This is a genomic window from Frigoribacterium sp. CFBP 8751 (assembly GCF_014841545.1).
Lineage (GTDB): Bacteria > Actinomycetota > Actinomycetes > Actinomycetales > Microbacteriaceae > Frigoribacterium.
Genome location: NZ_JACYUB010000006.1, coordinates 162,701 through 187,288, shown reverse-complemented (window position 1 = coordinate 187,288; position 24,588 = coordinate 162,701). Strand labels below are relative to the sequence as shown.

Sequence of the window (24,588 nt, the reverse complement as noted above, 5' to 3'; positions counted from 1 at the left end):
CACCCGGCGAGCGCCTGGGGACGAGACGACGAGGTCCAGGGACGAGACGACGAGGCTCTGGACGAGACCAGGAGGCGCGGCCCCCCTCGTCGAGGACGCCACCCGTGCCTCCTGCCCGGACACCGAGGACGCCACCCGCGCCTCCTGCTCGGACGTCGAGGAGGCGCGGTGCGCGACGCCCGCGCCCCGCGCCTCTCGCAGGTCGCTACGCCGTGAGCACGACCGCGAGCGTCTCGGGCTGGTCGTGCCCCGTCCACGTGCCGGTGAGCACCTCGACGCCGTGGTCGCCGGTGTGGCCGCCGGTCGAGGCGAGGGCGCCGGCGTCGTGACGGCCGAGCACGCGGGCAACGACGATGCGGACCGCCGCGCCGGTGACGACCGTGCGGCCCTCGACCTGGTCGACGGTGAGGCGGTCGACGTCCGGCACGGGGGTGCCCGGGCTGCCGCTGCCGACGACGGTCGAGTTCGGCTCGCGGACCTGCCGCTCGCCGTCGACCTCGAACCAGGCCTCGGCCTGCGTGCCGCCGGTCAGCACGGCCGTCGCGAGGGCCGCGGCCCAGACCGGGTCGGCCGTGCCGTCGTAGACCCACCGCGTGCCGAGCACCGAGTGCTCGGTCGTCCCGACGAGGTGCGCGTCCGCGCCGGGCAGGGGAGCGTCGCGGTAGGTGAGGGGCACCTGCAGCTGCACGCCGTCGGCCGTCGCGACGATGATCGTCTCGACGCCGACCTCGCCCGCCGGGTCGTCGAAGCGGAAAGCGGCGACGCTGCGCAGGCCCTCGTCGTCGGCGCCCTCGGACCGGGGCGGGCCCTCGAACCACGGCTGGGTTGGCACCCAGGCGTCGAGCAGGTCGATCTTGGAGGGGCTCATGCCGGCCCGGTGCAGGTGTGCCATGCCGTCGATCGTAGGGCCGACCACCGTCACCGTCGATCCCCGCCACCCGCGCGACCCGACCCCGCCATCAGCGCGACCCGACCCCGCCAGTAACGCGACACCTGTCGTGCGTTCTCCAGCGGCCGGGCGTAGCCTGCGCCCCATGAAGGCACTCCAGTACACCCAGGTCGGTCAGCACCCCGAAGTCGTCGAGATCGAGAAGCCGTCGCCCGGCCCCGGGCAGGTGCTGCTCAAGGTCACGGCGGCGGGCGTCTGCCACTCCGACGAGTACGTCATGAGCCTCAGTGAAGAGGACTACACGGCGCAGGGCTACCCGCTGCCGCTCACCCTCGGGCACGAGGGAGCCGGCGTCGTGGCCGAGCTCGGCGAGGGGGTCGAGCACCTGCAGGTCGGTGACGCCGTCGCCGTCTACGGCCCGTGGGGCTGTGGGCGCTGCCACCAGTGCGCCCAGGGCAAGGAGAACTACTGCGTCAACGCCGCCGCCGAGGGCATCAAGCCTCCCGGGCTCGGCGCCCCCGGGTCGATGGCCGAGTACATGATCGTCGACGACCCCCGCCACCTCGTGCCGCTCGGCGACCTCGACCCGGTCGCGAACGTGTCGCTCACCGACGCCGGCCTCACGCCGTACCACGCGATCAAGACCTCGCTGCCGAAGCTCGGCGCCGGCACCTACGCCGTCGTCATCGGCACCGGAGGCCTCGGGCACGTCGGCATCCAGATCCTGCGGGCGCTCTCGGGTGCGCAGATCATCGCGCTCGACGTCACCGACGAGAAGCTCGAGTTGGCCAAGCACGTCGGTGCGCACCACACGGTGATCAGCGACGAGCACGCCGCGGACGCCATCCGCGAGATCACCGGCGGACTCGGCGTCCAGGCCGTCTTCGACTTCGTCGGGGCGGGGCCGACCATGGCCACGGCGGTCGCGGTCGCCGCGGCGGACGCCGACGTGACCATCGTCGGCATCGGCGGCGGCACCGTCGAGCTCGGCTTCGGCACGATCGGTTACGACGTCGCCGTGCGCATCCCCTACTGGGGCAGCCGCAGCGAGCTGATCGAGGTCCTCGACCTCGCCCGTGCCGGTCAGGTCGAGGTCGCCACGCAGCGGTACTCGCTCGACGACGGCCCGAAGGCCTACGAGGCGCTCGCCGCGGGCACCGTCCGCGGCCGGGCCGTCATCGTCCCGTAGCGACCCACCCCCAGGAGGCGCGGTGTCGGACTTCCGGCACCGCGCCTCCTGCGGTCCCCGGCACACTCACCCCGTCGACCCGCCGCCCCGGTGGCCTGGTGCGTCCGGCCGACATCCGGGTCGGCGACGTCGTGACCTACCAGATCCGCTCGGGGGTGCCCGGGGTCATCTCGCACCGCGTGGTGGGCATCACGGTCGGTGCCGAGGGGCGTACCTTCACGCTGAAGGGTGACGCCAACGCCGAGCCCGACCGCGACGCCGTGGTCGAGGGCCAGGTCATGGGCGAGGTCTGGTATTCGGTGCCGTGGCTCGGACGGCTCAACACGGGTGTCTCGGCGGGAGCCCGCACGTGGCTCGTGCCGGCCGTGGGGGTCGCTCTGCTCGGCTACGCGGCGTTCCTCACCGGCCGCGGCCTGCTCCGCCGTCGCTGTGGTCGCGACGGCGCCGTAGCCCCGCGCGGGCGGCCGCCCTCGATGCGTGTTCGTGGACGCGGCCGACGGGCCGGTGGCCCTCGTGGCCCCGATGCGACACCGGCAGGAGGCGCGATTCGCGACACCGGGCACCTCGCGATCGGCGGTCCCCGCGTCGTGTCCGTCCGGAAGGCGGTCGTTCATCGGGACACCTTCTCGAGCCGTTCTCGGTCGGGTGAGGTCAAGTGGTGCCTGGCCTGCGGATTCCCGCATGCCTGTCCCGCAAAAATGCCCGGTGATGGGGGTGTAAACGCTACAGTCGCCAGATGCTCATCGGATACGCCCGCGTCTCAACGTCCGGACAGGATCTCGCAGCACAGCGCGACGGTCTTGCAGCGCTAGGTGTTGACGATCAACACGTGCATGTTGACCACGGCTTGTCGGGTACAACCCGAGCCCGGCCGGGGCTCCGCGAGGCGCTGGCTGCGTGCCGTGCCGGCGACGTTCTGGTCGTGACAAAGCTCGACCGTCTTGCTCGATCGCTGCGCGACGCGACCGACATCGCGGACGAGCTGACGAAGAAGGGTGTTGCCCTGAATCTTGGGGGATCGGTCTATGACCCCACCGACCCGGTAGGCCGGCTCCTGTTCAATGTCCTCGGCATGGTCGCAGAGTTCGAAGCCGACCTCATCCGTGCGCGCACGCGGGAGGGCATGGCGATCGCCAAGGCCGCCGGCAAACTCCGCGGCCGCAAGCCCAAGCTCACCCCCTCTCAGGAGAAGCACCTCGTGCAGCTGCACCGCACCGGCGCCCACACGACCAGCGACATCGCCGAGCTCTTCGGCGTCGCTCGCTCGACCGTCTATCGAGCTGTCGAACGCGCAGAGCAGGTATAGGTGGGGACCGGGCAGCTCTCAACATGCGACCGCCGAAAGGTATCTAGCAGAGGCATACTTCAGGCATGAGTCCCCGTCGTGAGCCGAACTTGCTCCGCGCACAGCTCCGCGTAGGACTGATCGGCGTTGGCGTGGGCCTACTCCTGATCGTAGGAGCTGTCGTTCTCGGCGCGACCACTGACTTGAGCAGCTTCGGCGGAATCGTGATCGGGGTGGTCTTGATTGCTCTCTACGGCGGGCAAGCGATTTGGGCTTCAATCAAGCGCCGTCGTGCGGACAGACCCTGACTGTTCGCGCTGCATGGTTAGCGCCGCCGAGTGTCCCGGCTTGATGTTCCGATAGACGATCGCTTACTGACTCGGAGTGAGAGTCGGTCCAATGCCTGCTCGATGACGATCTACAGTTCCCACGTCACCCCTAGGAGTCGCGTGTCCGGAAATGAGCCCGGTTAGGCTCTGGCTCACGAACGAGGAGGACGCGTGTCAAAGGCTCCGCAGGCGACGCCGTATGAGGAAGCGATCATCGCCATCTGCCTGGGCGTTTTCTTCATCGGCATCGGCCTCTTCATGAGGTTCACGAGTCACGACCTCGGTGAGCCGATGGGCCGGGTAGGACTCCCGGGCTGGGCACTTGTCGGACTTCTGTGGATAAGCGGCGCCGGTGCAATCGGGGTGGGCATTATCCGGCTCCTTAGAGGCGCTCGTCCCTGAATCAGGCGCCCGTTAGGGGATCGTTCACCGAGATCAGTTTCGGACTGACCTATCGAGACAGCCGGCGCCCCGTAGCTGCGGGGGAGTGGCTAGCGTCCGCCGGTGGTCGGTGATCGATCGGCTATCGAGACGGCTCGGCCGGCTCGGTCAGCAGCCAGTCGTTGACTTCGCACTGGCCGGCGCTGTTGCTTCCCGACGCGAGAACGCGTCCGTCTGCCCGCAGCGCAAGTGTGTGTTGTGAGCCAGCGGAAACCTGCACGACGTTGCGCCAATGGCCGACGTCGCACTGACCGTGCGAGTTGTCGCCCGCGGCAAAAACCCGACCGTCACTCGTCACGCCGACCGCATGGTGACTGCCGGCCGCGATCGAGACCACGTTGCTCCAACGAGCGAGGTCACGGAGGCCGGCTGTCTGGTCACCCACACCGAGAACCGTCCCCCGCTCGGTCAGGGCGATCGTGTGAAGGTATCCCGCGGCCACGGCTTGCACGCCCGACCACTCGGTGACGTCGCACTGTCCTCGGCGGTTGCTGCCAACGGCCAGGACGGTGCCGTCTCCCCTGAGACCGACCGAGTGCCAGTCACCCGCAGCCACGCCTCGAAGGTCCGTCCAAGACTCGACGTTGCACGCTCCCTCATTCGGACGGCCCGCGGCTCGTGCCGTGCCGTCCTCCAGGACCGCTACAGTCCGCCGCCAGCCCGCGGCGACAGCGACGACTCCCGCCCACGAGCTGACGTCGCACTGGCCGTCTCCGTTCCACCCGGTCGCAAGGAGCGCACCGTGCGCGGTGAGAGCGACGGTGTGGGAACGTCCCGTGTTCGGTGCGGTGTGCACGTTCCCGACCGCGACTGCAACGACGTGTTCCCAGGTCTGCACCTGGCACTCCTCAGCGCGAAGATCGCCAGCCGCCGCCACCGTCCCGTCCGACTGGACTCCGATCGAGTGACGTCGACCGGCAGCGATGACCGCAGGGGTGACGTCGCTTCTCAGTAGGGGCATGCACCTCATCATGGCGGCGGTGCTGACCGTCCGTCTGCGGATGGGCAAGAGGGCAGACCGCTCGCCAATGAATCAGGACGGGGCCCGCCCGCATACACGCCTGCTCGGCCCTGACTTTTCGTTGTCGCGAGTGTCTTGCGCTTAGTCACGCGGGTTCTAGACACTAGCGCTGAGGCCAAACTTGGCCGAGCTGAGGATGAGTAGGACGGGCCCCACATTGAAGAAGTTCGCGAGATTGGTGGGCGTGCTGGCTGTTGCGACGCTTCTCGCAAACTCTGCGTCGGCCTGCTCGAGGGGGGGGCCAACGTTGTCTGCCGGCTGCTCTCGTCGCGTTTCCGGATGAAGTCGTCGCCGGTGGGATCGTGAAACTGTCCAGTCCTGCGGTCGACTGCGAACTCGGCATTGGCGCCGACGCCAAGTACTCGATGGTTCTGCAAAACGAAGCGGACCCGTCATCGCAAACCGAACCGCTGAGCGTCGATGTTGCAGCGGACGGTTCGTTCGAGGCTGACCTGCCCGTTCCTGACGGCTTCCCGGTGGGGGCCGCTCAGGCGCTAGTCACCGGAAGTCCGCTGGATGAGTGTGATGATCGCGGCTCGTGTGCCGCGTACCTCGTCCCGGTGCAGATAACGGGTGACAGCGGCTGATCTGCCTCCGCTGCCTGCGTGCCCGATAGCCGATCGATCGGCAGACCGGCAGGACTCGCTACCGGGGCGCTTTGCCAAGACTGATCCAAATGACCGTGCCACCGCCGATCAGGCAGATCGTCGCGATTAGAGGAGGCAACCACGAGACGAAGCCCGTGGCGGCGGCGAAAATCGTAAAGCCGAGGAACAAGATGGCAATGGGCCCAAGAATCCAAGCGAACACGCGTCTGTACTTGTTCACGGTCGACCCCCAAGAAGTTCCTTCGTTGCTCAGGACGATATCCGTCAGTGACGGCGGTCGCGCATCGGAACAACCGTGGTGCCCGATAGACGATGGGCTGTCGGTACGACTTGAGCCCGGCCCGGCCCGGTCTCAGCGAGGCTCTTGCCGCGTGCCGTGCCGGCGACGTCCTTGTCGTCACGAAGCTCGACCGTCTCGCGCGGTCGCTGCGCGACGCGACGGACATCGCGGACGAGCTGACGAAGAAGGGCGTCGCTCTGAACCTCGGGGGAGCGGTCTACGACCCCACCGACCCGGTCGGCCGGCTCCTGTTCAACGTCCTCGGGATGGTTGCGGAGTTCGAGGCCGACCTGATCCGTGCCCGCACCCGTGAGGGTATGGCGATCGCCAAGGCCGCCGGCAAGCTCCGCGGGCGCAAGCCCAAGCTGACCCCGTCGCAGGAGAAGCACCTCGTGCAACTTAACCGCACTGGGGCCCATACGACGAGCGAGATCGCCGAGCTCTTCGGTGTTGCGCGTTCGACCGTTTACCGGTCCATTCGGCGCGCAGAACCGAGTTAGTCAGTCGGTCGCGTGACCAGGCGGCCGGGCCCAGTCGCGATGCAACCCACCTACCCCCGGGCTCGGGAAGGGGCACACGAAATAGACAACCACCTGGATTTGTGGCAACTTATGCACCAAGACAAGTGGACAAAGTTAGCGACAAAAGGGGGAAGATCATGTTCGGTGTGGCTTCGTCGACCGCGGTTTCGGTCTTGTGCATTGTGGTGTTGGGGTTGACCGTCGCAGCTAGCGCTTTCCTCAAACGGAGGACCATGGCAGTAGGCGAGGAGAGCGGATCGGACGAGGCGCCCCCAGCCCTGCTCTGGCGCCGCTGTCGTGTCGCGGGCCTGGGGCTCGGTCTCGCTGGGGGTGCCTTGTTCGCGGGCTGCGACGTCTGGGTCTTGGGCGTCGATCGCGGGTCGCCGGCCGTGTGGCTAGTTATCTCCATCGCCTTATTGGGCAGTGTCGTCGGGCTGGCCGCCGTTCGTGTCCCGCGAGTCCGGGCCGAAGGCCCGGGTCCGCGTGTCGCCTACTCGCGCCACGTCGGCTTCAAGGACCTGGTGTCTCGTCCATTACGACTCGGCGCCCGCCTTATGGTCGTCTTGGCGATGGCGGTGCTCGTCGCCACGACAGCCCTACTCGCCTCGCGTGAAGGCCTGATGCCGTATTTGTCCGCCCGGTTCCCGCTGTGGGCTTTCTTGCTCGACCCGAACGTGCTCATGACTGTCATGGCGGTCGTGTCTGTGACCGCGTTCGAGATATTGGGACGCAAACTGGCCCGGCGCTCGACCAAAGCCAGCGACGTAATGCTGCTCTCTCTGGAAGTACGGATCAGGCGAGACGCACTAGGTGACCTCGCGTGGGCTGCCGTGCTCACCGGCGGCCTAGCTGTTCTCCTTGCAGGGCCGACGCTGCTCGAACTGCTCGGCTTGACCCCTCCGGCGCCCAGTACGATCACCGCCTACAGGGCAGTAGTCAACAGTGCTGCTGCTGTTGCCGTCCTTGCAATTGCCATTAGGCCGATGGCGACGTCTCACCAGTCGATCGAGAACACGGCGAAAGTTCGAGGCGCAACGTCGTGATCGTCCTCGACGCGACATCTGCTGTGCCGCCCTACGAGCAGATCCGGTCTCAGTTCCGCTCGCAGATCCTGGCTGGCGAGCTTCTCGTTGGGACCCGTCTGCCAACCATTCGGCGGCTCGCAACCGATCTGGGCATCGCGGTCAACACTGTGGCCCGCGCATACAAAGAGCTTGAAGGAGCGGGCCTTATCGAGACGCGACGACGGGCCGGGACGGTAGTGGCAGCGGGTGCTGACGACGTGCAGCAGAGAGCTCATGCCGCCGCCATTTCCTTTGCAAACAGCATGAGCGGCTTGGGTATCGACGCGGCGGCAGCCCTGCGCCTAGCTAAAGCCGCTTTGCAAAGCAGCTCGGGCCCGGAGGGCCGCTAGTGAGTTCCGCCCGATAGGGGATCGGAGACCGGGCAGTCAGGCGATGGAACGAACGCTGACCCCCGCGATAAACCCAGGCATACTCATGAGATGAGGCCTCGCCCGCACCCAAACCAAGTCCGCATGCGACTGCGCCTGGGGTTGATCGGTGCCGTCGTCGGCGTCCTTGAGGTGGTCGGTTTCGCGATCGTTAGTGCCACGACAGACCTCAGCGGCTTTACCGGCATCGGAATCGGAATAGTGACGATCGTCGTTTTCGGTGGCCAAGCAATCTGGGCGTTTGTGCAGCCGCGACATTTGGACAACTCCTGAAGCTGCACCGTCGTGCTGCCAGGAAGGTGGACAACCGTCCCATTTGCCGATCGGTTACCGGTTCGAGCTGCGGTTTTGCCCGGTGGCGAATGGGCCCCGGTGAGGCGGATGTCGCGGCGACTCTCGGGAGACCGATCCCCGCCGACTTGACTGGTCGACGGGGATCGGTGGTGTCCAGTGGTGATCCGTTCGGCCTTAGGACACTCGCGATGTTTGGAAGTGCCACTCCTGCTGCGGGGCGTTGAAGGTCGCGGAGGAGCCCTGCTTCACAAGGGTGCAGCTGGAGTTCTCGATGTATTTCGTGGTCGTTCCGCTGTACTTCATCGAACCGATCGCGAGGCGTCCCGATCCGTAGCTGGACGGCACGGTCCATGACCCCGAATTCGTTGTCGTGCCGCTCTTGCTGGCACCGATGGTCACGCCCACATCAGCCTTGACACTGGCGACGACGTTGCTCACGGTGACTCCCGTGGTGGCGGTGATGCTGCCCGAGACAGTGAACGTGGTGGAGGTGCTGATGGCGAGGGTCACGCCCGGGCCACCCGTGACAGAGCTGTTCGCCCCGGACGCCTGGGTGAAGGACCCGGCCGAGCTTGATGACTTGTAGACAACCCGGCTTCCCGAGCAGAGAGAGTCGGTGCCGTCAGTGGAGTCTGTCCCATTGGTCGTTGTCGGTGCATTCTGGGCACCCGCGGTGGGCCCCTCGGCTGCCATCGCGCTTGTGCCACCCGCCAGGACGAGCAGGGCCGTGACGGCGACGGTGGCAAGGCTTTTCTTCATGAGTACCCCTTTGTTGTCTGGTCCGACTCGCGTCGGCTGGTCACGGCACCGGGATGGCGGTGATCCAGTAGTCGGTCCCTGCCGAGACGTCCAGGCGGACGCTCAGAGGGTCTTCTCCCGATGGCAGCGGGATGCTTCCGCTGCTGGTGAAGTCAGGTGTGCAGTCGCCCGAGTAGAACGTGCCGAGAGTGACCGTGAAATCACCGGCTGAGCAGGCGACGTAGAAACGCAGTTGCGTCAAGGACGGGTCGGGCCGGGCGATCTTGAAGGTGGCCCCGCCGATGCCGTGTTCGTGTAGCGACGGCGAGACCGTCGTGGCGATGAAGTCGTCCGAGTCGGGGTCCTCGAGCCGTGTCAAGGGGTCGACGAGCGTGCCGCCGCTTTCAGGAGACGACGTCGTACTAGTCGGTGCCGGGTCGCTAAACACTGGATCAGTTGACGATGTTGTGCCGACGCACGCAGTCAGGCCGGCGAGGCAGACGACCGCGGCAACGGCGCCCGTCCAGGTGGTCTTCGTGGCCATCATTCCTCCTTCGCCAGGTGCTGCAATGACGCTCATGAAAGACCAGCGGGCACTCAGGTCGCAAGGCGAAACGGCTTGTTCTGCTGAGGACTAGCGATCGGTATAGTGACCGACAGACCGGTCGGAAGGGGCCACGTGGCACACAAGTCCCGCTGCGCGCACTGCGTGACCCCCACCCAGGCTCAGATCCTGGTCGAGCTGTCGCGTGGCCAGGGCTACGACTCCATAGGTCGGCGGCTTTACCTTGCACCAGCCACGGTCGCGTACCACGTCGCCAAGCTGCAAGCGAAGTTCCGGGTACCCAATCGTGCGGCGCTCGTCGCGGCTGCGTTCGTGTTCGGCATCCTGGCCGGTGATCAGTGGCCGATCGAGGCCTCCGGGCTCTTACATGCCACGCTCGCTGAGCCCTGCGCCGACGCACCCGACACCTCAGTGTCGTAGCAGCCGACCGCGGTGGTTTCGACGAACGGGTCGGGGCTGGGGTAAGGACCATGCGCGTCGCCGAGGTGAGCCTGGATGGCCAGTTCGTCTTGGAAGCGGAAAAGTCGTAGCAAGCGTCTCCACCCCGTGACGGATAGACGATCGCCTGCCGGGCTTTGCGCCGATGAGGTGAGCTATGAGCAGGTGGAACGAGGACGGGCACGCGAGGTGGTAGAGCAAGATGAGTGCCATGGCACCCGCAGAGCTTCTCTTTGCGCTCGGGCTTGTGTGCGTCGTCGTCGCCGTTGGGATGAACGTAGTCACGGCCGCACGTTTCAGTGGTGGCAAGGCAATGTCGAAACAGCGTCGCCTCCGCTTCGCTGTGCTCACGGTTTCTATCGCTGTTGTGGGGCTGGTTTGCATGGTCGCTTGGTTCGCGCAGTCTTGATTGCTTCGCCAAGCGGGCACGGGGCCGTCGTGTGCCCGCTAGCCGATCTGTCACCGGGGCAAGCTCCCGTAACTAGCGTGAGCACATGAGAAGTGTCGGCGGGTTGAGATGGCTCGGGGTCGTTGTGTCGGTTCTAAGCCTGGTCTTGGCGACGTTGTGCTTTGTATTGGCGGACGGTGACGGGGCCGTGATTTTCACCGGTGTGCTCGCCGGAGCGTCAGGTCTGCTCGGCCTCGCGACGTTCTTCCTGAGTAGAAATCCCAGATCCCTCTTTAACGACGTGGATGAAACCGCCCGATAGGGATCGGCGACCGGGCAAGCTCGTTCGTAGTCGCGGGCATCTCTCGGGAGGCGAGGCGTCTGTCGATTGTCTCCTCGGTCCGAGTCAGGGCCTGGACCCTTTGCGGCGTCTCCACGAATTCTTCAGACGCGCTAAGTCGCCCCATTTCTCGGCTGCACGCAGGACTCCGAGAGCGAGCACGACGAGCAGGGTGGTGGCGACGAGGATTCCGATGAGGGGGCTGCTGGCGCTGTCGTGGACGGTGTCGGTGCCGCCGAGGATGGCATCCGGTATCGCGTAAGAACGCGAGGTGCCGTTCCTCCCCACTGCCCCGTCGAGTCCGACGCTGCGGTAGGTCAATTCACCGTCGTCGCTCGTCCACGTGCCGACGCTTTGGCAGCCGTGCCGGCCATCGCCTTCGCAGCTCTCCTCGGTGAACGTGCCTGCCACATGCGCCTGAGTCGAGTCGTGGACGGCTGAGGCGAGAATTAAAGCGACGACCAGCGCTACTAGAGCGGCCCCGGCGTAGACCGAGAGATGCCAGGCGCGCGTCCAGGGGCCCGAACGGTGGCGAGTGCTGTCCGGACGCCGATGTCTCGGGCCATAGAACCCATCATCCACTTCTGAGGGCACAACTTCGCTCACGCCGGCAAGCGTGCCACAACTCGAGGTCACCTCTGGCAATGCGCCCGTTAGGGGATCGGCCACCGAGACTCGGCCGCGATGTTGGTCGATCTCTCGGAGCCAAAGCTTGGATGGGCCGTTCAGGTGCCCCGCGGTCCGATGAGGGGTTCGGAGCCGATCACTTCCAGCAGGGCGAGGTTCTCAGCGTCTCGGGAGCCCGCTGGTGCGGTGTAGAGCACGAGGTGTTGGTCCCGCTCGGTGATGGCTAGGGAGTCGCAGTTGACGGTGATCGGCCCGGCCGGTGTGTGGCGGAAGGTCTTCTGCAGGGGCGGTGGTGTCTGGACGTCGTGTCGCTCCCAGAGCTGTTCGAACTCGGCGCTGCCGGAACGGAGGTCGTCGATGAGATCGCGGACGCTCGGGTCAGATGGGTAGACAGCCTGGGCGCTACGGAGTTGGGTCACGACACCTTCCCGGAATGCGGCCTCGTCGGAGATCCCGTAGATCGCCTCTGACTGCTGCCCACCGTTGAGGAAGGTCTTCCTCGCGAGGTTGCGATCGCGGGGAACGAGCAGGGAGAAGTCCTCCATGAGAGCTGCCGCCAGGTCGTTCCAGGCGAGCACTTCGAAGGTGGCCGAGAGGACGATTCCGGCGGTGTGGGGGAGTCGTTCGAGCAGGGTAAGGATGCTCGGCCGTACATCGCGACTGTGCAGTCCCGTCGGAGTGGGGGCGGTGCCGGCCAGCCGGTGCAGGTGATCGGACTCTTCGGGGGTGAGACGCAGTGCGCCCGCGATGCCTGCGAGTACGACGTCTGAGGGCCGAGGCGCGCGGCCCTGTTCGAGTCGGGCGTAGTACTCGGCCGAGAGGTGAGCGAGGACGGCGACCTCCTCTCGCCGAAGACCTGGAGTCCTTCGCCGAGACCCAGACGAGAGGCCGACGTCTTCGGGGTGGAGACGCTCGCGGCGACTCCGGAGAAAAGCTGCGAGCTCACCTTTGTCCATGCCGCCATTCTCCGCCCGGTCAGGCTGCGGACCCTCGTACCGTTTGTGCCTGGATGCGAGTTCCCGGGGCGAAGACGCTCATCACATGACGAACAACAACGAGAACATGCCGGTTGGCCTGCTGACCGGGAAGGTCATCTTCATCACCGGAGCCAGCCGCGGTATCGGCGCCGCAGCGGGCCGTCTCTTCGCGAGAGAGGGAGCATCTGTCGTGCTGGCAGCCCGCAGCACGGGGGCGCTGGACGCCCTCGTCCACGAGATCCGCACCCAGGGTGGCACGGCTGACACCGTCGTGATGGACCTCGCAGATCGAGCCAGCATCCGCGCGGCCATCGATCGCGTCGAGGAGCTCCACGGACGCCTCGACGGGGCATTCAACAACGGCGGCGTGAACCAGCAAGAGACCGGTCCGCTCGACACCACGTCTGACGCCGACACCGACGAGCAATTCGCCGTCAACTTCCGCGCACACTGGGTCGCGATGGTCGCCGAAGCAACTCTCATGCGGAAGTCCGGCGGCGGCGCGATCGTGAACACCTCGAGCATCGGCAGTCGACGTGCCGTGCCGCCGCTGCCGGCGTACGGGGCCATGAAGCGGGCACTGAACAGCATCACGGAGACCGCCGCGGTCACCTGGGCTGCCGAAGGAATTCGGGTGAACGGCCTGATGCCCGGTGGAACCGCGACCGAGATGATGGACGAATGGGAGAGGAAAACCCCAGGGATCATCGAGGCGAACAACGCAGCCAGCCCCATCGGCCGCATGGCAACCGCTCTCGAAGTCGCCGAGGTCGCGGGGTTCTTCCTCAGTGATCGCGCCTCGGCGGTGACGGGTGCCATCGTGCCCGTCGACGGCGGCGCCGGCGCCTGAGACGGGGACGCGCACCCGTCCTGCGGCCGCACCTATGTGGACCTGTGGCCGTTCTCGCGGACAGGATGAGGCGATGACAGAGCTGCAGGCCGCCGCCGTGGTCTTTGCGCCCCTGTTCGCGATCTTCGGGGTCTGCTTCATCGTGTTCCACCAGCACATCTCCGATGCTGCTCGCAGGGCCTGCAAGGATCAGGGGCGCCGGATCGGCCCGCAGACCCAGTCGCCAGGGCTGATGATCGTCGGCGGGATCGGCATGCTGATCATCTCGACGGTCATCGTGCTCTACGCCTTCACCAACGTTTTTCCGCCGCCTCCTCCGCAGTAGCTCTCGACGGGAGCGCTGCCCGATAGCCGATCGGTCATTGCGGCGCGCACGGCCGTGGTGTCGGTCTAGAAGATGGCTTGGGGGTTCACGGGCACGCCGGTGAGGCCGTGGAGGCGGGGCGGGCCGATGCTGAGCAGGAAAGCGTGTCGGCCGAGCTCGGCGCAGGTCGCGGCGAGGTCGTCTGTGGCGACGCTGTCGATCAGGGGCATGCCGAGGCGGGCCAGCCCGATTATGTGCATCGGCATGGGCATCTCCGGGTCGCTCGGCGGGAAGGAGTCGCTGACGTCGCCGGCGTAGAGCGAGATGCCACGGTGGTGTATCCACATGACCGCGTCGACGGTCATGCCCGGCGCCTGGGCCTCCGCATCCCAGCTGAAGCCCCAGCCGCTGCGGACCACCACGGCGTCGCCGGGCAGCACCTCGACCCCCGCTCGCGCCTCGGCAGCGTCGAGGTCCGCCGAGGTGATGGGGTGCGCGGACGGCAGCCGTCCCTCCGGTGCCAGGTCGAGCAGGACTCCTCGCGTCGTGACCCCGGCGGCGAAGGCGGTCGTGGAACCGTGAGCGACGCCTCCGGCCGTGACGGTCTCCTCGAGTGGCCGGCCCGGGTACACGGTGCCGTTGACGGGCATGTGGGCGAAAGCGTCGATGTGCGTCAGCGCCGGGTGATGCGGTGTCACGACGAGGACCTCGGACATCCCCATGGGCGGCGTGCCCGTGTAGAGCAGCGCCTGCTGAACCGGGGGCGACGGCGGTGCTGGGGGAGCGAACGGTCCGCCGAGCATCGAGGCGGGTTCGACCGGGTACGCGAGCGACACGCTCCGGCCGATCCGCACCTCCTCAGCGGCGCGGGCCCTGGCGGCGTCGTCGATCAGGTTCAGCGTGCCGAGTTCGTCGTCGGCGCCCCAGCGGCCTCGGTCGTCTGGGAGTGCGGGTGTTGTCATGGTGGCTGTCCTGTCATGTCGGTTCGGTCTCGCGCGGGGGGGTGGTGCACACTGCAAGGAGGTCCCTGAAGCAGGTTCCTGCACCATAGCCTCAAAAACAGGTTCCTGTTTTATCGAGGTGAGCGACGAGGAGGCACGCATGAGTGACGACGGAGGTCGCGGGCTCGAGTCCGTGCTGGGCTGGAACGCGGTGAAGGTCGCCCGCATCATCGGCTCCCAGATCACCGCGGGGATGGCGGAGCACGACGTGAGCCTCGTGCAGTTCGGCGTGCTGTCGTGCCTGGCGGACGGTGCTGAGCTCACGTCGGCGGAGATCGCTCGGGCCGTCTTCGTTCGCCCGCAGAGCATGTCGGACGTGCTCGACGGGATGGAGCGTCGCGGTCTCGTCCGCCGGGTGGGCGTCCGCGCCCGCGGCCGGAGGAACCCCGCCGCGAGCACGCCAGCCGGCCAGGCCGTGCTCGACGCGGTGCAGCAGGTGGCCCTGGCGACGAACGACCTCAGCATGTTCGGGCTGGACGCGTCGCGGAGCGCACAGCTCAACGCACTGCTGCTCGCTGTCATCGAGGGCGCGGAAAAATCACCGGGCATCGGCGACGCTTACTGATACACGCCCGATAGGGGATCGATCATCGGACTGGATCTTCTGCCAGAGGCTGCGTCGGGTAGAGGTGACGATCGCCACTACCCGCCGTGAGCTCATCCGTCGCAGGGGTGTTGAGTGCCTGTCGGGTCGGTGCCGTGGATCCTGGAAGGGGCGCGATTGTTGAACTCGCTGCGAAGGAGGGGCTGCCTAGTTGAGCCCATTGATCGCCGATGGAATGAACCGGATGATCGAGCTGAGCGTCAGGCCGTACGCAAGTGTCAGGCCCACCGAGGCCAGGGCGATGCCGCGGGATCTCGTTCGCTTGATGTCCTGCAATGCCAGGTGTCCCAGCCCGGCACCAAATGCGGTCACAAGGGTTGGCGCACCAAACGCCCAGAGCAAGACCAGCGCCAGGACACCTACAGCGACGGATGCCACCGCATAACGGCTGAGACGGTCGGAAGTTTCTTGGGGCAAACCACTTACCTCTTCGATAGGCAACGCATGTCGTCGAGTCTCACAGCCTATTCAGTTTCGTTCCAGGGCAGGTTGCGAAATGTGGGTCTGTCGCCACGGCCGGGCGTCGCACTAGGGGATGGGTTACCGGGGGCCTTCGAGCCGTGATGACTCTGGGGTGAGTGCGCCGGATATCAGGGCTTGGACGAGCCGATCGGCGTCGTAGTCAGAGTCGCTCGCGGCGCCGATGCAGAGGTTGCCGACGCCTTTGAGGAGGTTGTACCCATCCAGGGCCGCTTCGTCGTCCGTGGGGCCGAGATCGGCGCGGGCCGCGGCGAGGAGCGACCCGCAGACCGGTACGAGGCGGCCCACGAAGTACGCGTGGAGTGCGTGGGAGCCAGCAGCGTCACCGTGGAGGGCGGTGGCGAGGCCGTGCTTCGTCACGAGGAAGTCCACGAACAGCGCCACCCACGTACGCAGGGCTCCTTCCGGGGTCGCGCTCTCGGCGAGCAGTCGCGGCCCGGCCTCGGCGCAGGCCTCGACCTGGTGTCGGTAGACCGCGACGACCAGCTCAGGCCGGGTCGGGAAATGCCGGTAGATGGTGCCGACCCCCACGCCGGCCTTCGTCGCGATCTCGCGGACGGGAGCGTCGACGCCGGACTCCACGAACACCGCCGCAGCCGCGTCCAGGAGAGCCTGCTGGCTCCTGCGGGGTCGGCCCACCGGCCGTGGCTGTGCGGCTGGGGCGTCACCGTCCTGCGTGTCGGGCATGGCGCCTCCTCGATCGGGTCGAACCGGTGCTTGCTTAACGGAGCAGCGTTCCGTAATGTTGCGGAGCAGCGCTCCGATAAGCAGTATCGCAGAGCGTGACTCCAGACGAAAGGCACTCTCCATGTCCTCATCACTCGTCACCGCACTGGACGAGATCGTCGGCGCCGGCGGCGCCGGCCCGGTCGTCTCCGTCGCGCCGGTCACCTTGTCGGCCCCGGGGCGCGCCGTCCCGCTCGAGGTCCGCGTGTCGGCACCCGCCACGGGAGGTGACCTGCCGGTCGTCGTGTTCTCGCACGGCAACGGCTGGAACCTCGACGGGTACGCGCCCCTGGCCGCGTTCTGGGCCTCGCGCGGCTTCGTCGTCGTCCAGCCCACGCACCTCGACTCGAGGCGGAACGGGTTCGGGTTCGACCACCCGGTCTTCCCGACGATCTGGACCGAACGTATCGCCGACCTGACCCGCGTCCTCGACCAGCTCGACACCGTCGAAGCGGCCGTCCCCGGTCTCGCCGGCCGCGTCGACCGCGACCGGATCGCCGCGACAGGTCACTCCTGGGGCGGCCAGACAGCGCAGACACTCCTCGGTGCACGCATCGTCGACGAGGAGGGCCACGTCGGAGACGACATGTCCGACAGCCGCGTCACCGCGGGCATCCTCTTCGCCGCCACCGGTCTCGGCGGCGACGACCTGCACCCCTTCGCGCAGGCGAACTTCCCCTTCGTGCGCCCGTCGTTCCGTGAGCTCACCACCCCGACCCTCGTCGTCGCCGGCGACCACGACCAATCCACGATGTCCAGCCGCGGACCGGACTGGTTCACCGACGCCTACACGCACAGCCCCGGCGCCACCGACCTCCTCACCCTGCACGGCGGAGAACATGCCCTGGGCGGGATCGTCGGCTACGAAGTGGCCGAGACCACCGACGAGAACCCCGAACGGGTCGCCGTCATCCAGCGCATGAGCACCGCCTACCTCCGCACCGCTCTCCGCGTCGACGGGGGCGCCTGGCCCGCGGCCCGGGACGCTCTCCGCCGAGCCGGCGACCCGATCGGGCACGTCGACACCGAGTAGCGTCACGGTCTCTCGCGATCAGGGCCGCTGTCGCCGTGGTTGCAAGGGACCTCATGCGTCGCAGGCCCCGGCGCTGTCTCGGTAGGGGATGCTGCTGCGGGCATCAGCGCGGCCGCGACGGCGGGGCATCAAGGCAGCAGCAACGACTCCAGGTCTTCTCGGGTGCCTCGAAAGGCGTTCATGTCGATGAACTCTTCGTCGCCGTCGTACCCGTCGAGCTGCTCGCGCGCGGACCACTGCCAGAAAGTCCAGTCGCGATCATCGGTGAGACGCGGGGAGGTGGCGACCGAGCGGAACCAGATGGGGTTGGCGGGGTAGCTCCCGGCGAGGTATCGCTCGTACCAGTCGCGGGTCGCGTAGAGCACAGCTGGTCGGCCGTAATGCTGTTCGATCGCGAGGAGGAGCGGGTCCAGCACCTCCCGGACCGTGGCTGCCGAGGGAGGGGCATCGCAGTACTCGGCGTAGCACTCGACGTCGACCACGACGGGCAGGTCGCCCCTGTTCCGGGAGACGGTGGCGATGACGTTGGCTGCTTGGTCCGTTCCCGGGCTGTCGACACTGAGGAAGTGGTATGCGCCGACGAATAGGTCGGTGTCGTGTGCGTCGGCCCAGTTGTCCTCGAACCGGGGATCTCGGTAGCTCGAGCCTTCCGTCGCCTTGATCCACGCGAAGTCGATGTCCTCCTCCGCCAGGACGCCCCAGTCGATCGTGCCCTGGTAGGCGGATACGTCGACGCCCTGCACCGGGTACCTGAGGGCCGCCGTGCGGGTGGGCCAGAGCGTTCCCGTGAAGAGCAACGCGGCGACGGCGAGCGATGCGAGGGCGACCACGGCGGCCGAAAGGACGATGCGGCGCCGCCGCCGTCCTCGAGGAACCGCGCCTGTTCGGGCCGAGGCGTCGTCTCTGTCCTCGTCATGTTCGTTCGCCTCAGGCCCCATGGGACGAAAGGCTAAGGGGCCGTGCGAACGAGCACATTCACCGATCTGCCACCAGCCCCGCTAGACGATGGTCTTCTGCGGCTCCGCTGCTGCGCGCGCGATCACTACTTCGGGCTGATGTGCCGGTCGATCAGTCGTGAGATGATCGCGTGTGAACTCTTCCCGCTCTGAGAGCGGCCGCTACTGGCTTCCGGGTTGTCTTCTTGTCCACGGTAGAAGAGTTCCACGGTCTGCCCGATGACTGATCATGATCCGGTTTTCGCTACTCTCGAGCGCCTCTGGCTGAAGAACGGGTGGACAATCGCTCCGGATGCCCAGCGCCGCGAGTCGGCGGGGGCGACTCGCGGTGCGGACTCGCCGGGTCAGTCGCTCAGGGGTCGGAGCCACTCGGCTTCGAGGTCGCCTTCGACCAGGTCGCCGAGCTTGCCGAAGTAGTCCTGCATGTGGGGCTGCTGAACGTGGCGGGCGATGTCCTTGCCGGATGACCAGCGCTCGTAGAACGCGAACGCGCCCGGCGCCTCCTCAGTGGTGTGGACTGCGTACTGCTCGTAGCCCTGCTCGGCTCGGACCGCCGGGATGATCGCCCGGATCGCCTCCTCGAGCTCACGCTCCTTGCCGACCTTCGCGCGGGCGAAGCCGTAGACGGCGACCGGAGTGGTCGAGGCCAGGACGTCGGCGGGCATCAGGCCGTCGGGGACGGTGTCTTCAGTGGTGCTCATGGTGACTTCTTCTCTCGTGTCTTCTCGCCCCGGCATGCGCTCGGGGATGGCATTCACGCTAGGAGCGGCTGGCGGTGCGCTCAATGCGCGGAGGGTCCACGATGATGTCCGAAAGGATCAACTGCGCTCCGGTCGTGGGTTCCTCGCACGACCAGCCGTAGGGTGACGGGATGGACGTTCTCTCCGAAGTGCTCGACGTGTCCGGGGTGCGGGGGAGCGCCGGTGCGCGGATCGCGGCGGGCGGCGACTGGGGCGTCGAGTGGCTCCGTGACCGCGACGCCGTCGTCTACGCGGTCACCGCCGGCATCGCCTGGCTGACCCTCGACGGGGAGGCCCCACGCCTGCTGATGACCGGCGACGTCGTGATCCTCGCCACGGGCGCGGCGCACTCCCTCTCGAGCGAGCCCGGAGCCGACATCCACTCGTGCGACGTGGTCGCCGCCGCCGACGCCCGCCGCGAGGGCGGCGAACTGCGCCTGGGGAACGGTGACGTGCAGACCCAGGTGCTCGGCGCCTCCTACTCCCACGACCCGGCCGGGAGCACACCAGTCTTCGCGCTCCTCCCGCCGGTGGTCCACCTGGGTGCCCCGCAACTCGAGGCCACACTGACCGATGTCGTCCGGCTCCTGGGCAGGGAGATCGCCCGCCCGGGTCTCGCCACGGACCTCCTCCTGGACCGTCTGGTCGACGTGCTGCTGATCGAGGTCCTCCGCACCTGGCTGGCCTCCGCCCCGCCCGTCGACGCATCGTGGTGGGGCGTCCTCCGCGACCCGCTCCTCCTGCGCGCCGTGACGCTGATCCACGAGGCCCCGGGGCGCCCGTGGACGACGGAGGCCCTCGCGCGCGAGGTCGCGACGTCCAAGCAGACTCTCGTCCGCCGCTTCGCGACCTTCGCCGGGACCACGCCCGGCGCGTACCTGACCCGCTGGCGGATGGACCTCGCCGCACATCGCCTCCGGGACACCGAGGACACGCTCGACGAGATCGCCGCCGACGTCGGCTACACGTCCGTTTACGCGTTCAGTCGAGCATTCAGCCGCGAACGCTCTCTCCCACCGGGGCGGTACCGGACAGCCTCGCGCGTCGGGGGCTCTGAGAGCGACCGCGACGGATGACGGGCTGGTTCTGCTCGAGGTGACCGGCGCGCTCGACTCGAGCAGAGCCTTGTGCCCCAGAGAAGCTCACGCGCGGCGTGGAGAGCAGGCCATCGAGCTGCCGTGCCCATTCCGGCCGTTGTGACCGTCGTCGCCGCCGCGGCAGGAGCCGTCGTCTTCGCCATCACGTGGGGCAAAGGGTCTGACGTGACGAACACGGCCGGCCTGTGGGGCATCGGCATCGCCCCGAGCTCGAACAGCTCTGGACGATGTTCCGCCACGAAATGTCCGCCTTCACCGGCACGCTTCCCGACGAACGTGGCCGCTTTCGACAGGAGTTGCCGGCCGACTCCTGGCTTCGATTCATCGTCTGACGAAAGATCGTCCAGCGGGCTCGGTCAGCGCGCGCACGTCCGAGGCGAGCCGTCCTGGTGTCCGGGCCCGCGCCTCCTCGGCTGCGACGACGAGGCCGAGCACGGGCCGACGCCGAGGACGAGAGGGGTTTCGCTTCGGCTGATTTGGCTCGGGCCGGCCTGCCGGGGATGCTTGCAGGACGACCGAGGGAGTTTCATGATGGCGCGTTTCCGTACTCTGCCTTTGCCGGCTCTTCTCGTGGTCTTGTTCGTGGTCACAGGAGCCTTGTGGTTCGGGATCGGTGTGATCGTGATGCCCGATGACCAGCCTGTTCTCGTGCGACTGATCGGGACGGTCTTCTACGCGGGAGCGATGACCGCGGTCTTCGGTTTCATGATCGCTCGAGCAAGGCGTCTCGCCGGCGGAGTCACCGACCTGGCCGAGATGCGGGCAGCCTTCAAGGCCGGCAGCATCCCTCCCGGGGTCGAGCCCAGCAGGTGGGTTCCGACCTTCGAGAAGTGGGAGCGTCAGTACCGGTTGAATAGGTGGTTCGGGCCCGTCACGTTCGTCGCCTTCGCGGCGCTGACTGCTTGGTTGGCCCTCTCCGAGGGGCCCGTCTGGTGGCTCTTCACGGTGTTCTTCGTCGTCGCCATGATCTGGTCGACGGTCGATTCCTGGAGAGGGTCGGCGAAGGCGACCGTGATGCTCGATGAGCTTCGTCGCCGGCCGCCCCTCCCTCCACGGACGGATGTGCCCGTCTCGCCTGAGACGAAGTAGCTGATGGGGGGTCGTTGCATGGACCAGAGCGAGGTGGTCGAGCACATCGCGCTGCGGTCTCGATCGGCCGGCCATCCCATCGTGGTGGGCATCTCCGGCTTCTGCGGCTCGGGGAAATCCACACTCGCGCACAGCATGGTCGCAGCTCTGCCGGGGTCGGTGAGGATGCGTGGTGACGATTTCCTCGATCCCGAGCGCTCCCACCTTCGCTCCGCGGACTGGGACGGGGTGGACCGGTCACGTCTCGTCTCGAGCGTCCTGTCCCCGTTCCGTGGCGGGCGAGAGGGCGAGTTCCGACGGTACGACTGGTCGGCCGGGGCACTCGGTGCCCTGGAGCCCCTTCCTCTTGCCCCTGTCCTCGTCGTCGATCTGATCGGCCTCTTCCACCCTGAGGCCATGCCCGCTCTCGACGTGACGATTTGGTGCGACGTCGAGCTCGACGTCGCTGTTCGGCGTGGCATGGCCCGCGACAGGGAACTCGGACGGAGCCACGAAAAGCTGTGGGCCGAGGTCTGGGGCCCGAACGAACGCGATTTCGCCGACCAGTTCAGGCCGCGAGAGCGCGCAGACGTGCTGTATTCATCGCCCTGATGGACCAGTGCCAAGAAAGACGTGGTCCGTGCCGCCGCGAGGACGACGAGCCCTGGGGGCGAACACCAGGGTGCTCCGTCGCGTGGGAGGAAGTTCCGGCGGCGTGACGGTCAGTCGTCGCTCTTCATGCTCCGAGAAGGTGCCGAATTGATCCACAGGCCGCGGAACACGAAGAGGGAGCTGGCGATGCCTCCCGCGCCGAGTGCCATGCTCACCCACGTCGACGAGTAGTCGAGCACTGGAGCGCCGAGAGCGACGAGGCCCACGAGGGCCCAGACGCACAGGGCGCCTTGGAACCACCTCTGGTGCAGCGCTCGTCGAAAGTTGTCCACCACATGGCGAACCTACTGCCTGCGTCAGCGTCTCGATGAGCGTCGTTGACCGCGACCCATCCCACTGGGATGCTTCTCGCAACCGACGGAGGTCGTCATGTTCGAAGAACGCGGGTGGTTCGCCGAGGCTGACGCGAGAGCGCTCAGGCCGACCGACTCGGTGAACGACGTGGATCATCGTGGTGATGCTCCCCGGGCCGAGCACCGGCCTGAACCCGTCCGCCTCCGTCCGCTCGATCGCCTCCCGCGTGGCTTCCCGTGGCATGACCGAAGTCAGCGACCGCACCGTTGGTTCGCAACCCGCGTCCGCCCGGCAAGGGATACCCAGCGGGCCGACCGGCGGTAGCTCGCGGCACTCGTGAGTGGCCTGCCCGAACGGTCCCGCTCGTCTTCTACGGTGGCAGGGTGCCTTCCCTGATCAGACTCGACGACCTGGCCCCCTCCGACATCGAGCGGGTGTTCGCGCTCGCCGACGCCTTCCGCGACGGATGCGGCCCGGTGACAGCGGGCTGTGCCGTCATGTTCTTCCCGCCGGCCAGCCTGCGCACCCGGGTGACGTTCGAACGCGGTGCCGCCCTGATGGGGCTCCAGCCGGTCGTGCTCCCGGACACGACGCTCGACAAGTCCGAGGCCCTCGAGGACGTGGCCGAGTACCTCGGCGCCTGGGCCGACATCATCGTCGCCCGACACGGGGATCTCGCCGTCCTGGAGGGGCTGGCTGCAGCGGACACGGTCCCGGTCGTCAATGCGATGACCGACCGGAACCACCCGTGCGAGGTGCTCTCCGACCTCTGGTCCCTCCGGCAGCAGAGCGAGCTGGGGTCCCTGCGGTTCCTGTTCGTCGGGGCCGACGGCAACATCGCGGGCGCCTGGCAGGAGGCGGCCCGTGCACTGCAGCTCGATCTCGTCCAGTGTTGCCCCGCGGGGCTCCGGAGTCCCGGCGCCCGATGGACCGACGACCTCGAGACGGCGATCCGATCCGCCGACGTGATCCTCACGGACGGCCCGGGCGAGCACGAGGAACTCCTCGCGCCGTACCGCATCACCTCGGCTCTGCTCGACACGGCGCCGACGGGCGCACGGCTGAACCCGTGTCCACCGTTCCTCCGCGGCGTCGAGGTGAGTGCCGACGCCATCGCGCACCCCGCCTTCGTCGGCCACGCCTTCAAGGCATCCCTCCTGCCGGTCCAGCAAGCGGTCATGGCGTTCTGCCTTGATCTGGGATGACCCAGGACCTCGAAGCCGGCTACTCCACCGGCTGACCACGGACGAGGCGTGGGACGACCCAGACGAAGACGATCATGCCGACGAGTTCGACGAGGGTCTGGGTCACGACGACGACCGGCGCGAGCGAGAGCGACGCCGGCAAGGCCAGCGCCAGCGGCAGGACCACGAGCGAGTTGCGCGTGGCTCCGCTGAACATCAGAGCCCGCGTGGCCGGAACGTCCAACCGGGCGACGCGGCCGACGCCGAGGCCGAGTGCCGCCATGACGACGAGGAATCCGGCGTAGAGCGGCACCAGCACGAGAAGCTGCGCCAGGGACTCTCCGACGGCCCCGGCCTGCGAGGCCACGACCGTGAACAGCGTCGCCATCATCAACGGGACCATGAGGCCCAGCATCGTGCGCTCCACCAGGGCACCGGCGCGGTGTCGCCGGCCGAGGGCCTGCACGAGTCCGGCCGCGGCGAGAGGGACGACGATGAGCAGCAGGAACGCTCGGGCGAAGGGCCCGACCTCGACCACGGCCACACCCTCGGTGCCGATGAACAGCAGCAGGTAGAGCGGCAGGAGGAGGATCTGCGCCAGCATGAGCAGCGGCGCTGCGGCGAGGAGTCGTTCCGACGCACCGCCGGCGAGGCCGGCGAACACGATCACGTAGTCGATGCACGGGGTCAGCAGCACCAGCAGCACCCCGAACAGCAGGGCCGGCTCGTCCGCGACGAACCGCGACAGCCCGAACACGACGAGCGGGACGACGACGAAGTTCAGCACTCCGACCGCGGCGAGGAACCGTCCGTCTCGGAGGGACCGCCCGATCGCGGCGAACGGCACGCCGAGAAACGTCGCGAACAACAGCAGCCCGAGGACGGGCTCGATCGCTCCCTCGAGGTGGTGCGCTCCCGGCACGGTGAGGCCGATCACGCCGGCAGCCGCGATCGCCACCAGGTAGAGGCCGATCTGCCGACGTTCGAGCCAGGACTCGGCGGCGGTCACCATCGGACCCGCGGGGAAGAGGAAGGCACCCAGCGACAGTAGAGCCTCCAGCCGCTCGACGGTCGGGTTGATCCCGTCGCTCCGTGGTCACGGTGCCCCGGTGGGCGTGTGGTGTCCGTGAGGAAGACGCCGATCGGCGTAGGGAAGTCGTAAGGGCCCGCGATCGGCGCTGCGGCGAGGTGTCTAC

31 protein-coding genes and 2 pseudogenes are annotated in these 24,588 nt (G+C 67.6%); 18 read left to right on the top strand and 15 right to left on the bottom strand.

Features of this window, described 5'->3' with window-relative positions; genetic code table 11:
• Positions 1-205: 205 nt before the first annotated feature.
• Complete coding sequence (locus IFT88_RS14555) at positions 206-892, bottom strand: CG0192-related protein (protein ID WP_137847175.1); 687 nt, start codon at positions 890-892, stop codon at positions 206-208.
• A 142-nt stretch (positions 893-1,034) separates the two neighbouring features.
• Between IFT88_RS14555 and IFT88_RS14550 the strand changes: the two genes are divergently transcribed.
• The 3 genes from IFT88_RS14550 (at position 1,035) to IFT88_RS14540 (ending at position 4,094) form a co-directional block, all read left to right on the top strand.
• The gene (locus IFT88_RS14550) at positions 1,035-2,078 is read left to right on the top strand and encodes an NAD(P)-dependent alcohol dehydrogenase (protein WP_043595622.1); all 1,044 of its coding nucleotides are present in this window, start codon (positions 1,035-1,037) and stop codon (positions 2,076-2,078) included.
• A 736-nt stretch (positions 2,079-2,814) separates the two neighbouring features.
• On the top strand, positions 2,815-3,384 hold the full coding sequence (locus tag IFT88_RS14545; protein WP_192121397.1) for a recombinase family protein: 570 nt from the start codon (positions 2,815-2,817) through the stop codon (positions 3,382-3,384).
• Positions 3,385-3,863: 479 nt separating this feature from the next.
• Positions 3,864-4,094, top strand: coding sequence for a hypothetical protein (locus IFT88_RS14540; protein ID WP_071257693.1), 231 nt, complete (start codon positions 3,864-3,866; stop codon positions 4,092-4,094).
• A gap of 121 nt (positions 4,095-4,215) precedes the next feature.
• Here the strand turns inward: IFT88_RS14540 and IFT88_RS17725 are convergent, their stop codons facing one another.
• Both IFT88_RS17725 and IFT88_RS17720 read right to left on the bottom strand, forming a co-directional pair.
• On the bottom strand, positions 4,216-4,689 hold the full coding sequence (locus IFT88_RS17725) for an RCC1 domain-containing protein (protein ID WP_342212169.1): 474 nt from the start codon (positions 4,687-4,689) through the stop codon (positions 4,216-4,218).
• Between the two features lie 48 nt (positions 4,690-4,737).
• Positions 4,738-5,094 (bottom strand): annotated as a pseudogene (locus IFT88_RS17720) (chromosome condensation regulator); the annotation flags it as partial.
• A gap of 362 nt (positions 5,095-5,456) precedes the next feature.
• Between IFT88_RS17720 and IFT88_RS14530 the strand changes: the two are divergent.
• Positions 5,457-5,741 carry a hypothetical protein gene (locus IFT88_RS14530; RefSeq protein ID WP_192121393.1) on the top strand — a complete coding sequence of 95 codons (285 nt, stop codon included), beginning with the start codon at positions 5,457-5,459 and terminating at the stop codon, positions 5,739-5,741.
• Between the two features lie 58 nt (positions 5,742-5,799).
• Here IFT88_RS14530 and IFT88_RS16845 read toward each other — a convergent pair whose 3' ends face one another.
• Positions 5,800-5,982 carry a hypothetical protein gene (locus IFT88_RS16845; RefSeq protein WP_207110907.1) on the bottom strand — a complete coding sequence of 61 codons (183 nt, stop codon included), beginning with the start codon at positions 5,980-5,982 and terminating at the stop codon, positions 5,800-5,802.
• A gap of 122 nt (positions 5,983-6,104) precedes the next feature.
• Between IFT88_RS16845 and IFT88_RS14525 the strand changes: the two are divergent.
• The 4 genes and pseudogenes from IFT88_RS14525 to IFT88_RS14510 all read left to right on the top strand — a co-directional run.
• Positions 6,105-6,542, top strand: a pseudogene (locus IFT88_RS14525) (recombinase family protein); the annotation flags it as partial.
• Between the two features lie 125 nt (positions 6,543-6,667).
• Positions 6,668-7,606, top strand: coding sequence for a hypothetical protein (locus tag IFT88_RS14520; protein ID WP_192121389.1), 939 nt, complete (start codon positions 6,668-6,670; stop codon positions 7,604-7,606).
• Positions 7,603-7,977 carry a GntR family transcriptional regulator gene (locus IFT88_RS14515; protein WP_192121387.1) on the top strand — a complete coding sequence of 125 codons (375 nt, stop codon included), beginning with the start codon at positions 7,603-7,605 and terminating at the stop codon, positions 7,975-7,977. The genes IFT88_RS14520 and IFT88_RS14515 overlap by 4 nt, the downstream gene beginning before the upstream one ends.
• A gap of 123 nt (positions 7,978-8,100) precedes the next feature.
• A complete protein-coding gene (locus IFT88_RS14510) occupies positions 8,101-8,289 on the top strand; it encodes a hypothetical protein (RefSeq protein WP_192121385.1) in 189 nt (62 codons plus the stop codon).
• 195 nt (positions 8,290-8,484) lie between these two features.
• Here IFT88_RS14510 and IFT88_RS14505 read toward each other — a convergent pair whose 3' ends face one another.
• A complete protein-coding gene (locus IFT88_RS14505) occupies positions 8,485-9,069 on the bottom strand; it encodes a hypothetical protein (RefSeq protein WP_137847184.1) in 585 nt (194 codons plus the stop codon).
• 40 nt (positions 9,070-9,109) lie between these two features.
• Positions 9,110-9,592 (bottom strand): hypothetical protein, encoded by a 483-nt coding sequence (locus IFT88_RS14500; RefSeq protein WP_137847185.1) that lies wholly within the window; start codon positions 9,590-9,592, stop codon positions 9,110-9,112.
• Positions 9,593-9,757: 165 nt separating this feature from the next.
• Here IFT88_RS14500 and IFT88_RS14495 point away from each other — a divergent pair, with 165 nt between their 5' ends.
• The gene (locus tag IFT88_RS14495; RefSeq protein WP_056230027.1) at positions 9,758-10,033 is read left to right on the top strand and encodes a LuxR C-terminal-related transcriptional regulator; all 276 of its coding nucleotides are present in this window, start codon (positions 9,758-9,760) and stop codon (positions 10,031-10,033) included.
• A gap of 229 nt (positions 10,034-10,262) precedes the next feature.
• Positions 10,263-10,460 (top strand): hypothetical protein, encoded by a 198-nt coding sequence (locus tag IFT88_RS16840; RefSeq protein ID WP_207110905.1) that lies wholly within the window; start codon positions 10,263-10,265, stop codon positions 10,458-10,460.
• 385 nt (positions 10,461-10,845) lie between these two features.
• On the opposite strand, the gene IFT88_RS14490 is transcribed toward IFT88_RS16840, so the two are convergent.
• Both IFT88_RS14490 and IFT88_RS14485 read right to left on the bottom strand, forming a co-directional pair.
• Positions 10,846-11,385: a hypothetical protein gene (locus IFT88_RS14490; protein ID WP_137847186.1), complete on the bottom strand. Its 540-nt coding sequence runs from the start codon at positions 11,383-11,385 to the stop codon at positions 10,846-10,848.
• A 119-nt stretch (positions 11,386-11,504) separates the two neighbouring features.
• Positions 11,505-12,362: a helix-turn-helix transcriptional regulator gene (locus tag IFT88_RS14485; RefSeq protein WP_056230021.1), complete on the bottom strand. Its 858-nt coding sequence runs from the start codon at positions 12,360-12,362 to the stop codon at positions 11,505-11,507.
• Between the two features lie 85 nt (positions 12,363-12,447).
• Between IFT88_RS14485 and IFT88_RS14480 the strand changes: the two genes are divergently transcribed.
• Positions 12,448-13,233 carry an SDR family NAD(P)-dependent oxidoreductase gene (locus IFT88_RS14480; protein ID WP_192121383.1) on the top strand — a complete coding sequence of 262 codons (786 nt, stop codon included), beginning with the start codon at positions 12,448-12,450 and terminating at the stop codon, positions 13,231-13,233.
• A gap of 73 nt (positions 13,234-13,306) precedes the next feature.
• Complete coding sequence (locus tag IFT88_RS14475) at positions 13,307-13,558, top strand: hypothetical protein (RefSeq protein ID WP_192121381.1); 252 nt, start codon at positions 13,307-13,309, stop codon at positions 13,556-13,558.
• A 65-nt stretch (positions 13,559-13,623) separates the two neighbouring features.
• Here the strand turns inward: IFT88_RS14475 and IFT88_RS14470 are convergent, their stop codons facing one another.
• Positions 13,624-14,499: a cyclase family protein gene (locus tag IFT88_RS14470; protein ID WP_192121379.1), complete on the bottom strand. Its 876-nt coding sequence runs from the start codon at positions 14,497-14,499 to the stop codon at positions 13,624-13,626.
• A 139-nt stretch (positions 14,500-14,638) separates the two neighbouring features.
• Between IFT88_RS14470 and IFT88_RS14465 the strand changes: the two genes are divergently transcribed.
• Positions 14,639-15,103 carry a MarR family winged helix-turn-helix transcriptional regulator gene (locus IFT88_RS14465; protein ID WP_192121377.1) on the top strand — a complete coding sequence of 155 codons (465 nt, stop codon included), beginning with the start codon at positions 14,639-14,641 and terminating at the stop codon, positions 15,101-15,103.
• A 186-nt stretch (positions 15,104-15,289) separates the two neighbouring features.
• Here IFT88_RS14465 and IFT88_RS14460 read toward each other — a convergent pair whose 3' ends face one another.
• Positions 15,290-15,583 (bottom strand): DUF4190 domain-containing protein, encoded by a 294-nt coding sequence (locus IFT88_RS14460; protein WP_137847188.1) that lies wholly within the window; start codon positions 15,581-15,583, stop codon positions 15,290-15,292.
• Between the two features lie 99 nt (positions 15,584-15,682).
• Positions 15,683-16,309: a TetR/AcrR family transcriptional regulator gene (locus IFT88_RS14455; RefSeq protein WP_192121375.1), complete on the bottom strand. Its 627-nt coding sequence runs from the start codon at positions 16,307-16,309 to the stop codon at positions 15,683-15,685.
• A gap of 121 nt (positions 16,310-16,430) precedes the next feature.
• Between IFT88_RS14455 and IFT88_RS14450 the strand changes: the two genes are divergently transcribed.
• Entirely contained in the window at positions 16,431-17,381 is a 951-nt protein-coding gene (locus IFT88_RS14450; protein WP_192121373.1) for an alpha/beta hydrolase family protein, read from the top strand.
• A 128-nt stretch (positions 17,382-17,509) separates the two neighbouring features.
• Here IFT88_RS14450 and IFT88_RS14445 read toward each other — a convergent pair whose 3' ends face one another.
• Together IFT88_RS14445 and IFT88_RS14440 are read right to left on the bottom strand one after the other, a co-directional pair.
• Positions 17,510-18,211 carry a GH25 family lysozyme gene (locus IFT88_RS14445; RefSeq protein WP_342212167.1) on the bottom strand — a complete coding sequence of 234 codons (702 nt, stop codon included), beginning with the start codon at positions 18,209-18,211 and terminating at the stop codon, positions 17,510-17,512.
• Between the two features lie 470 nt (positions 18,212-18,681).
• Positions 18,682-19,038, bottom strand: a complete 357-nt coding sequence (locus IFT88_RS14440; protein WP_192121371.1) for a putative quinol monooxygenase — start codon at positions 19,036-19,038, stop codon at positions 18,682-18,684.
• A 170-nt stretch (positions 19,039-19,208) separates the two neighbouring features.
• Between IFT88_RS14440 and IFT88_RS14435 the strand changes: the two genes are divergently transcribed.
• The 3 genes from IFT88_RS14435 (at position 19,209) to IFT88_RS14425 (ending at position 21,854) form a co-directional block, all read left to right on the top strand.
• On the top strand, positions 19,209-20,153 hold the full coding sequence (locus tag IFT88_RS14435; protein WP_192121369.1) for an AraC family transcriptional regulator: 945 nt from the start codon (positions 19,209-19,211) through the stop codon (positions 20,151-20,153).
• A gap of 669 nt (positions 20,154-20,822) precedes the next feature.
• A complete protein-coding gene (locus IFT88_RS14430; protein ID WP_192121367.1) occupies positions 20,823-21,263 on the top strand; it encodes a hypothetical protein in 441 nt (146 codons plus the stop codon).
• Between the two features lie 18 nt (positions 21,264-21,281).
• Positions 21,282-21,854, top strand: coding sequence for a uridine kinase family protein (locus IFT88_RS14425; RefSeq protein WP_043595578.1), 573 nt, complete (start codon positions 21,282-21,284; stop codon positions 21,852-21,854).
• A 110-nt stretch (positions 21,855-21,964) separates the two neighbouring features.
• Here the strand turns inward: IFT88_RS14425 and IFT88_RS14420 are convergent, their stop codons facing one another.
• Entirely contained in the window at positions 21,965-22,189 is a 225-nt protein-coding gene (locus IFT88_RS14420; RefSeq protein ID WP_156155568.1) for a hypothetical protein, read from the bottom strand.
• 402 nt (positions 22,190-22,591) lie between these two features.
• Here IFT88_RS14420 and IFT88_RS14415 point away from each other — a divergent pair, with 402 nt between their 5' ends.
• A complete protein-coding gene (locus tag IFT88_RS14415; protein ID WP_342212166.1) occupies positions 22,592-23,413 on the top strand; it encodes an ornithine carbamoyltransferase in 822 nt (273 codons plus the stop codon).
• Between the two features lie 19 nt (positions 23,414-23,432).
• On the opposite strand, the gene IFT88_RS14410 is transcribed toward IFT88_RS14415, so the two are convergent.
• Complete coding sequence (locus tag IFT88_RS14410; RefSeq protein ID WP_192121365.1) at positions 23,433-24,404, bottom strand: arsenic resistance protein; 972 nt, start codon at positions 24,402-24,404, stop codon at positions 23,433-23,435.
• Positions 24,405-24,588 lie beyond the last annotated feature (184 nt).

Bases quoted from the DNA above. Each gene is read 5' to 3' on its own strand.
- IFT88_RS14465 (WP_192121377.1), top strand. From the start codon at position 14,639: ATGAGTGACGACGGAGGTCGCGGGCTCGAGTCCGTGCTGGGCTGGAAC.
- IFT88_RS14475 (WP_192121381.1), top strand. From the start codon at position 13,307: ATGACAGAGCTGCAGGCCGCCGCCGTGGTCTTTGCGCCCCTGTTCGCG.
- IFT88_RS14470 (WP_192121379.1), bottom strand. From the start codon at position 14,499: ATGACAACACCCGCACTCCCAGACGACCGAGGCCGCTGGGGCGCCGAC.
- IFT88_RS14485 (WP_056230021.1), bottom strand. From the start codon at position 12,362: ATGGACAAAGGTGAGCTCGCAGCTTTTCTCCGGAGTCGCCGCGAGCGT.
- IFT88_RS14510 (WP_192121385.1), top strand. From the start codon at position 8,101: ATGCGACTGCGCCTGGGGTTGATCGGTGCCGTCGTCGGCGTCCTTGAG.
- IFT88_RS16840 (WP_207110905.1), top strand. From the start codon at position 10,263: ATGGCACCCGCAGAGCTTCTCTTTGCGCTCGGGCTTGTGTGCGTCGTC.
- IFT88_RS14555 (WP_137847175.1), bottom strand. From the start codon at position 892: ATGGCACACCTGCACCGGGCCGGCATGAGCCCCTCCAAGATCGACCTG.
- IFT88_RS14550 (WP_043595622.1), top strand. From the start codon at position 1,035: ATGAAGGCACTCCAGTACACCCAGGTCGGTCAGCACCCCGAAGTCGTC.
- IFT88_RS14410 (WP_192121365.1), bottom strand. From the start codon at position 24,404: ATGGTGACCGCCGCCGAGTCCTGGCTCGAACGTCGGCAGATCGGCCTC.
- IFT88_RS14440 (WP_192121371.1), bottom strand. From the start codon at position 19,038: ATGAGCACCACTGAAGACACCGTCCCCGACGGCCTGATGCCCGCCGAC.
- IFT88_RS14500 (WP_137847185.1), bottom strand. From the start codon at position 9,592: ATGGCCACGAAGACCACCTGGACGGGCGCCGTTGCCGCGGTCGTCTGC.
- IFT88_RS14450 (WP_192121373.1), top strand. From the start codon at position 16,431: ATGTCCTCATCACTCGTCACCGCACTGGACGAGATCGTCGGCGCCGGC.
- IFT88_RS14545 (WP_192121397.1), top strand. From the start codon at position 2,815: ATGCTCATCGGATACGCCCGCGTCTCAACGTCCGGACAGGATCTCGCA.
- IFT88_RS14455 (WP_192121375.1), bottom strand. From the start codon at position 16,309: ATGCCCGACACGCAGGACGGTGACGCCCCAGCCGCACAGCCACGGCCG.
- IFT88_RS14480 (WP_192121383.1), top strand. From the start codon at position 12,448: ATGACGAACAACAACGAGAACATGCCGGTTGGCCTGCTGACCGGGAAG.
- IFT88_RS14425 (WP_043595578.1), top strand. From the start codon at position 21,282: ATGGACCAGAGCGAGGTGGTCGAGCACATCGCGCTGCGGTCTCGATCG.
- IFT88_RS14435 (WP_192121369.1), top strand. From the start codon at position 19,209: ATGGACGTTCTCTCCGAAGTGCTCGACGTGTCCGGGGTGCGGGGGAGC.
- IFT88_RS14505 (WP_137847184.1), bottom strand. From the start codon at position 9,069: ATGAAGAAAAGCCTTGCCACCGTCGCCGTCACGGCCCTGCTCGTCCTG.